The 8,435-nt window shown below is 57.7% G+C and carries 6 protein-coding genes and 1 tRNA gene; 5 read left to right on the forward strand and 2 right to left on the reverse strand.

Translation table 11 applies throughout. The annotated features are described in order from the left end of the window. The first annotated feature begins 106 nt into the window (after positions 1-106). From HY896_11135 to HY896_11155, 5 genes are all read left to right on the forward strand, one after another. Positions 107-397, forward strand: a complete 291-nt coding sequence (locus HY896_11135) for a hypothetical protein (GenBank protein MBI5576903.1) — start codon at positions 107-109, stop codon at positions 395-397. Further along, positions 379-1,794: a radical SAM protein gene (locus tag HY896_11140; protein ID MBI5576904.1), complete on the forward strand. Its 1,416-nt coding sequence runs from the start codon at positions 379-381 to the stop codon at positions 1,792-1,794. The genes HY896_11135 and HY896_11140 overlap by 19 nt, the downstream gene beginning before the upstream one ends. Positions 1,795-1,809: 15 nt before the next feature. Continuing rightward, positions 1,810-3,735, forward strand: a complete 1,926-nt coding sequence (locus tag HY896_11145) for a RiPP maturation radical SAM protein 1 (GenBank protein ID MBI5576905.1) — start codon at positions 1,810-1,812, stop codon at positions 3,733-3,735. 323 nt (positions 3,736-4,058) lie between these two features. Further along, positions 4,059-4,388 carry a cupin domain-containing protein gene (locus HY896_11150; protein ID MBI5576906.1) on the forward strand — a complete coding sequence of 110 codons (330 nt, stop codon included), beginning with the start codon at positions 4,059-4,061 and terminating at the stop codon, positions 4,386-4,388. A gap of 186 nt (positions 4,389-4,574) precedes the next feature. Then, positions 4,575-4,651: transfer RNA gene (locus HY896_11155), tRNA-Arg, on the forward strand. Between the two features lie 246 nt (positions 4,652-4,897). Here HY896_11155 and HY896_11160 read toward each other — a convergent pair. Beyond that, positions 4,898-7,045, reverse strand: a complete 2,148-nt coding sequence (locus tag HY896_11160) for an NTPase KAP (protein ID MBI5576907.1) — start codon at positions 7,043-7,045, stop codon at positions 4,898-4,900. A 206-nt stretch (positions 7,046-7,251) separates the two neighbouring features. Continuing rightward, positions 7,252-8,088 carry a DUF2442 domain-containing protein gene (locus HY896_11165; GenBank protein ID MBI5576908.1) on the reverse strand — a complete coding sequence of 279 codons (837 nt, stop codon included), beginning with the start codon at positions 8,086-8,088 and terminating at the stop codon, positions 7,252-7,254. Positions 8,089-8,435: the final 347 nt, after the last annotated feature.

Below are 8,435 nucleotides of genomic sequence, written 5' to 3' on the forward strand. Positions count from 1 at the left end.
TTCGCGGGCGGTTGTTGACACTGCATGATGGGGTCGCCATAATGAGCCAGTCGATAATGCGTACCGTATCGAACGTCATACGGGCGATTCCGGGTAGGAGGGCAGGATGAAAAAATCACGACTCGCGAAGGTCCTGTCGGTATCGGCAGCGATAGCCCTTGCCGGCACGACGGGAGCAGGCGCCGCGGAGCCAGACAAGAATCCGGCAACCAACACACCGCCCGCCGCCGAAGGATCGCAGACCCCCGGAAAAACCGGTTCGGACACCGGGAAAATCACCCCGCTGAACTTGCGCGGCGGCGCGCCCGAGATGGATAACAAAAGCGCCCCGCCCAAGGGACAGGAGCCGGAATCGTTCCCCTCGGGGTGCAACTGTCTGTGCGCAGTCCGGGGATAAGACCGGCACGACACAGCGGAATCCGCGCAAGCAGCTATCTGAACCGGGTCGATATCGGTGACGGGACGTCGCTCCTGTTTCACGGAGCGACCCTGTGCATCGACCTTGTCCCCACGGTGTATGCCGACCGCCTGACCGATCCCGCCACCCCGCTCGATCTTTCGTTCCTTTCGCCAGGCGAGAAATCGCACCTGCTGAAACGGGGGCATCTGACCGCATGGTCCCGGCGCCGCGAGCTCGCGGAATTCCGGAAACGCGTACGTTACGTCGTGGAAAAAGAGGCTGAACTCGGCAGGAAGCGGAAAAAAGGCACGCTCAGTTTCGTCCTGACTTACGACTGCAACCTTTCCTGCGCCTATTGCTACCAGAAATCCCTGGCCGCGACATCCCGCGTTCCCGCCATGAGCGAGAAATTCGCGGAAGAGGTCCTTTCCCGCCATTTGCCTCGCCTGTTTCCGGGCGTGCCAAGGAAAAATCTGATTTTCCTGTTTTTCGGCGGTGAGCCGCTTCTTCCGGGGAACCGCGCCACGATCGCAAGGATACTGCGATACGCCGGGAAGCATTCGATCAAGGCCGCGGTGGCGACCAACGGCCTCTCGATTCGGGAAATGGAGGAATTCATAGGGCCGGAAACGGGGAAAATCGGGAACGTCCAGGTGGTGCTCGACGGCGACCGGCTTCACCATGACAAACGCAGGACGTTCGGATCGGGGAAGCCGACGTACGAAGGCATCATCCGGGCGGTCCGCCGGTTGATGCGGCTGAAAGTGAACGTATTCATACGCGTCCACACACATCCCGGAAAGATGGAATCGACCGCGAAACTCGTGGAGTATCTCGACAGGGCGAAGATATTGACGCATCCGAACGTCGAAACGTATTTCGCCCCGATCAACACGTTCCAGGAGAAATACGGGTCTCCCGCGGAATTCGACCTGTTTCGCCGCATCTTCCACGAAGTCGCCGCCAAGACCCGAAGACCTCCGTCCCTGAATCTCGATTTCCTGGGCGACGTCCTGAAAATGGAAGGATTGAAATTCCTTCCAAGGACGAGATATTGCTCCGTCGGAACCGACGACGTTTTCATCGTCGACCCGATGGGGGACATCTACGATTGTTTCGAGGAAGCCGGGCACAAGGAGCGGCGCATCGGCGAGATTTCCGGCGGGAACGTGAAATTCTTTCCGATAAAAAAAACGCACACAAGGCGGCACCTTCTCAATATTCCCGAATGCCTCCAATGTTCGGTGGCGTTTTTTTGCGGGGGTGGGTGCCCTACCCGGGCGAGGATCCACGGCGGTTCGATCTTCGAGCCATACTGCCTCCAGAACAAGGAATACATCGCCCAGACCCTGAAGGCGTACTATTCGTCTCTCCGGCGGAAAATCCCCGCATAGCGGCCGGGATAGCGGGTGAGAGCAATACCCCTGCCGAAAGAGATCGACCCGGAAGGAGTGGCGGCCGCCGTTCCGCGGGAAGGCCGGGGTGCGAAAGTCGCGCTCATCTCGATGCCGTTTTCCTCACCCATCATGCCCTCGCTCCAATTGGGGCTCCTGAAGGCGCTGCTCTCGTCCCGGGGGATCGCTTCCGACGTTTGCTATCTCAACCTGCCGTTTGCGCGGGATTTGGGATACACGAGTTTCCACATCCTCTCGAACGTTTCCGTGCCGATGCTGGGGGAATGGCTGTTCGCCCGGGCCGCCTTCGGCCCGCGAGGCGACGATCGTGAATTTATCGATAGATTCTCCGCGGAACTTTCGAAGCTGTTGCCGAGGGTGGGATGGTCCGGCGAGGACCTTCTGCATATCCGGCAGCGGCTGGCGCCTGAATACATCGACCTTTGCGGGAACCTTCTGCCGTGGGACCGTTACTCGATCGTGGGATTCGCCTCATCCTTCCAGCAGAACACAGCGGCTGCGGCCCTGGCGCGGCGGATCAAGGAGCGGTTCCCCCAAGTGCGGATCGTCTTCGGCGGCGCCAACTTCGATCATCCGATGGGATCGGAATACATGCGCGCCTTCCCGTGGATCGACGCGGGATTTGCCGGGGAAGCGGATGAGTCCTTTCCCCGGTTCGTCGAGCGGGTGCTGGCCGGCCGTCCGCCCGAACCGGCTCCCGGGTTGGCGGTGCGCCGGGGAGGCGAAGTCATGTTCGGGGGACCGGCTCCGCTCGTCGAAGACATGGGCGGCTCGCCCGTTCCGGACTACGATGATTTTTTCCATCTTGCCGAACGTCTCGGGATGTTCGGGGAATGGGAGCATTCGGAGGAAATTCGACTGGCGTTCGAGGGATCGCGCGGCTGCTGGTGGGGGGAAAAGAGCCGATGCGCCTTCTGCGGCCTGCGGCCTGAAACCATGAAGTTCCGGGCGAAGCCGGGTGCGCAGGCGATACGGGAGCTCAGGCGGCTTTCGGACAGGCATGGACGGCGAAAATTCGTTGCGGTCGACAATGTACTGGGGGCGCGGTTTCGGGATGAGATCTGCGCGGAGCTTGCAGAGGCAAGGGACGGCTTTGAGATAACTTACGAGGTGAAGGCGGATCTCACGCGGGAGCAGCTCCGGAAACTAAAGGCCGCGGGGGTGTCGACGATCCAGCCGGGAATAGAAAGTTTCAGCAGCCGGTTGCTGCGGTTGATGAAAAAAGGCGTGACCGGCCTGGCCAATGTCGAACTGCTGAAATGGGCGCGTTATCATTCGATGAACGTCTATTGGAACCTCCTGACCGGAATCCCGGGTGAGGAGGCAGGAGACTACGCCCTGCAGGCGGACCGGATCCGTGCGCTCCGCCATTTGCCGCCTCCCGACAAGGTCGCCCGAATCCGTATCGAACGTTTCAGTGCATACCATGAGCGGCCGGGCGACTACGGTTTCGGACGGTTGCGGCCGGAAGCGAGTTACTCCTGTGTGTACCCTCCGGAAATCGACTTGAACCGGGTTGCATACTTTTTCGAGGCCGAAAACCGGGGTGTACTTCCAGAGGGAAGTTACAAGGAACTGGAAGAGGAGGTCGCCGACTGGCAGGCGCAATGGAGAGTGAGAGGTTCCCGGCCCTCGCTGACCGTATGGGAGGAATCCGATCGGATCGTAATCGAGGATGCCCGCGGGAAGGATGGAATCGTCCGATACGAATATTCCGGACCGGAGGCAGCGCTCTACCTACTCTGCGAAACGAGGAAACCGAGAGGCAGGCGTCTCCGCCATCTCACCGAGATATGGGGGGGTGCGATCACCGCCGGATGGCTCGCCGCGGCGGAAGCCGAAATGCTGGAACGCCGCCTGATGATCAATGAAGGGGAGTGGCTCCTCAGCCTTGCGGTCCCGCTGCGGCAAATCCCGTAGCCGCCCCGGGGGATACCTTCCGAATCACCCTCATCGGCCGCGGAAGGTCCGGTGCCGGCCGCCAAGACATCTTAAAGAAAACGATCGACACCCGGAAAGGAGTTTACCCGCATTTCTCACCATGCTTCTGCTGCTGCGGCGGATACGGGCATGTCTACTGCGTTGCGCTCGGTCGGGCTCCTCGACGTAGTGTAAACTACGCCTGCGTCGCCCTCGGTCGCGACACCTTGTAGCCATACCCGTCTCCACCGCCTCGCGACGAACCATGGTGAGAAATGCGGGTTTATGACATGCGCGGCTCGAAAAAAGACTTGCCGGTTACTTTGAACACACCGGAGATAGTGCTCCAGCACATGGATTGGGGCGGAATGACCGCCGAAATGGGGAGAGCATGCAAGGATATCGATCCATCACCGCTCTTCAAGGGATTGCCCGAAGATCGTTGCCAGTGCCCGCACTGGGGATATGTACTGAAGGGACGCCTGCATTACCGGTATGACGGCTGTGATGAGGTATTCAAAGAGGGTGATGTCTTTTATGCCCCGCCCGGGCATCTCCCGTTCGTTGAGTCCGGCTGCGAATACATCGAATTCAGCCCCACGGACACGTTGCGAAGGACGATGGAGGTGGTCGAGAAGAACATGAAATCATGAGTCCGGAAGGACCGGCGCCGGTTGCCCCGTTCCTTAGATTAGAAGAAGCGGGATGGCTTGTAAATCCGCTGCCGGCAATGGACTATGTTGGAGAACAGGGGTTTCCAGTGATTGGCGGGAACAGATGTGTTGGAACCGATGTTGACGCGGGAAACCCCTTGCAGTATTATGATTTTCCTCCCGGACGCGCCCTTAGCTCAGCTGGATAGAGCACTTGACTACGAATCAAGTGGCCAGAGGTTCGAATCCTCTAGGGCGCGCCATTTCTCCTATAATAATCGTATAGTTGCATGGCGCCATTTTGGCGCACCGGATGCGCCTTCTTTCTGGTTGCGCGGGGGTTGCGGATTTGGCGCTTCCCTTCGCCGATTCGAGGAGTGGGCGGAAGAAAGAATCATGCGGTTCTGTTGAGCAGTTCGATTACCCTGCGGATCGACATCCCTGCCCAGCTTCCGAGTACCCTGGCCGCACGGGGCCGGCATTGGCTCCAGGTTCGTGGCAATGTCGTGCTAATCGTCGCCGAACCCTCTAGGTCGCCATCCACCAAGGTATTTTTCGGCTAGCTGTAGTAGCTCGTCAAAGCCGTCGAGTTGTGAGTCCTTCAGTGTCTCTATCCGCCCACGGAGGGTATCCTCATTGCCATTCAATTCGATAAGTGCATCCCAAGCAAGACGAGCGGACCGGCGTATGGCTCGACTTCCGAATGTTTGGCTCCGCGTCTCGCTACGTGCTGATCGCAAGAGGGCAAGAGTCAGGCGAGGCGAGTCGGGGATCACGATGAGTGGTTCTGCTGGATCTGCTTCTCGTTTTGCCTGCAACAATATCCAGAGGAGTTCGCTCTCCTTGGCCAGAGTATCAACAGTAGCCGAGCGAACATCGGCTCGCCAGTCCCCCTCAAACTTCTTTGCTGCAGCCTCAGAAATCAATTTGTGCCCCGCTCCTTTGCGGAATCCGACAATGGTGATCAGATGATCCTTGGCAGAAAGTGTACTGAGTTGAGGTAGGATCTCCCGAACCGCTGCCTCTATCTCGTTCGGATCTTTGCGCGAACGGACGAGCCGGTAGACAACTCGTGTAACGACCATGCGGGTGTCGATGTCCATCATTCCAAGTTGGCGCTCAGGCAGCTCGGGCAAGAGATTCAGGAGCACAACGCTTCCAGGAACAACGTGTTCAGCTGCGAACTGCTCCTCATAAACTTCCAAGGATGAAATGATGTCCTGCAGGCGGTCGGCGTCGAGCGAACGGAGGTAACCTTCAAGGGCCGTGTGGTCGGCCATGAGAGCCCATGCACGCTCGGCATCGGAGAACGCTTGGAGGCTCTCACCGACGACACGCTCTAAGTACAGGCGAAGAATGTCCTCATGGGCGATACGTCGTTCACGAAGCCATTGGCCCTTCCACTCGTTGCCATAATGTGAACCACCAATATGGCGCTGAGCTCCTGGAAACAACCGTTGAATGAGTGCCCGGACGACATCTGCGCGACCGCCTCCAGCTTCGATGAGTCGGTCAATCTGCTCCTTCAGGTGCGGTGGATCTCCACCGGTACCGTAGCTGAGGCCAGAGGTGTTGGCTAGGCCATCTATTGCTCCGTGAATTTGGCGGAATACGTCGGGAAGGAAAACGCGAATGGCTTCGAGTGCGAGCACATCTGCAAGGGCGACTTGGCCATCCAGGTCTTGCACTGTCCCGTGTACGGCGGCCGCATAACGACGAATGTCGCGCACATTTCTTAGGAGTGGTCGTATGACTTCCATGAAGACGTCAGGCCAGACGTTCTCGTCAAACGGACCTGTATTCTTGATTGAGGAAAGCGCGTTGTCGATTGCCTGGAAGATCTGCTTATTCAGCACGTGTGGTGGCATTGCAGGGAGGTCAATGCCCACCTGGAGGATCTTTTCAAGGTAGTCACGGCCAGGAATGCCTTGTTCGGCGAGAGCGCTCTCCACCCGAACTCGGTCGAATGCCAGAATGTAAATGACGTTGGCAAAGTTTGCGGTCAGTCGAACTAGCTTGAAGATGTCCCGAATTTCAGAGGTGGTCAGCCGGTCGATGTCATCGAGTATCACGACAAGCGGTTTTGCGAGGGCAGTAAGTGCTTTCTCGACCTTGGCCCGACGAACGCCCACGCCTTCCTTCCTTCGCTGGAGAATCTTAGCCAGGATCCTCGTGGCCAGTCGGCCCCGCTCGATCCATGGGCCGACAAGAGGTAGCGAACCCATGCCAGAGAATGTTTCGCCGTAGTCTTCCATGTCCTTGCCAACTTCAGCGAGTCCCGGTCGAACCTTAAGCTGTGCAGAGAGTTCAACAAAGAATGATTCGACGAGTTGCTCGGCACCACTGAACATCCAGGGGTTGAAGTCAAGGATTGCGATGCCGACGCTTTCCAAGTGCGCCCGCGCAAGGTTGACAAACGACGTCTTCCCCGAACCCCAGGGGCCAAGGACGCCAACGACCACACCTTCACTTACATCTAGTGAGAGAACTTGCTCCGCGAACGAGCGAGCGACCTTGGCCCGGCCGAGGACATCATCCTCGGGCTTTCGAATCGGGTTATCGGTAGCAATGTTCACGGTACTCCGATCTTGTCGAGGCGCATCACGATTCTGTGTACCGGAGCTTTCGCTCCGCAAGTCATTCTCAGCGCGGCGCAGAAATTTTGGTAGCCATCTCACGGCGTATCTTTGCTACCGAACATTTGCTTCAGCTGCGGAGGTGTCAGCGAGAAGCACAACGCCCGCTGCTGTACAAGCCAAGGTTCATTTCACCGCCTAGATGCATAGCCGTCCGGTGCTCGCCGCCAGCTGCAAAGCGTTGTTGTGGTGCGCCTTCTTGTGGACGGAATAAGCAGATAGTGCACTCACTTGCTTTTTTGCTCGGTCATCGTATCCGAGATTTCGTTCAGATAGTCGTTGAGGTCCTTGCCGTGTGCTTTGGCCAGGACTTTGAGCGATTCGAAGGAGGGACGCTCTCCGCTTTCGATCCGCCGCACCTGCCGGTCTGAAAGTCCCGGAATATCGGTTTGATTTAGGCCATATTTCTTTCGCAATGAGGCAATCGCGGTGCCGAATCTTTCGTCGTGAGTGATTCGTTCCAGCTCGTACCGTTTTCTCAACTCCGGATTCAGCGCATGATGAATCGTTTCAAGATTGATGTGTACATCCGGCTTGGGCCAGTGGAGGTAGCTGCCGTCCTCCGCGATCTTGAACAAGCCGCGCTCTCTGATTGGAATTCGATTGAGAGCCGGAATACTCTCGAACGGCACCTCGAACGTCTCTGCATCGCAACTGATGACGAAGATCTTGCTTCCGTCAATCAGGGTTGCATTCGCAATCAGCTGCTCCTGGGCGCCGAGAAGCCACGCATTAATTATCCTTCGCGGAATGTTGATTTCCGAGTGCACCACCATGTTCCGAAGTGCTTTCAGATTGGCACGTGCGATCATCTGGGGCAGTAGATGGCAATCGGCCACGTCCTGCCAAACGAAGAGCGCCTTCAGGTGATGACGGCTGTTTGCCTCCTGTACCAACTCCGCCACCTGGGGAAGTTTGACAGCAGAAGAAAACACGAAGAGATTCTTGGCCCGCTCCGCGATACCTAGATCGAACTTACGGATGATCCTCACATGCCGGGACCTGGGAATGGCCGTGACAAACCGGTTGTCCTGGAGAAAAACCGTCATCGCACTTGTCGTCATGGCCGCCCTCCCGTGCACACCTTTCGTTCCCATTCTTCCAGCAACTTGCTCTTGTTCTTTTCGATGCCTTGGAGTAGCTCATATTTCTGCCAACCCCTCGGGCCCTTGGCGTCTTGTGGCCAAACAGCCTTGATTTCAAGACGCGTTCTTGTGCATCGAGTAAAATACACCCGCACCTCCCATTCACCGGGCTTGCGCACATGAATGTGGAGTTCCCCCGGTTTGGTGGACGGTTGAGCACTTGAGTCTCAAGCGTTGACGGCATGTTGTCTTTCGTACTCCATGGGAGAGAGATTTCCCGCCCCGGAGTGACGGCGATGCGGATTGTACCACCCTTCCAGAAATTC

It is taken from the genome of Deltaproteobacteria bacterium, from assembly GCA_016218975.1.
GTDB lineage: Bacteria > Desulfobacterota > Deferrimicrobia > Deferrimicrobiales > Deferrimicrobiaceae > JAENIX01.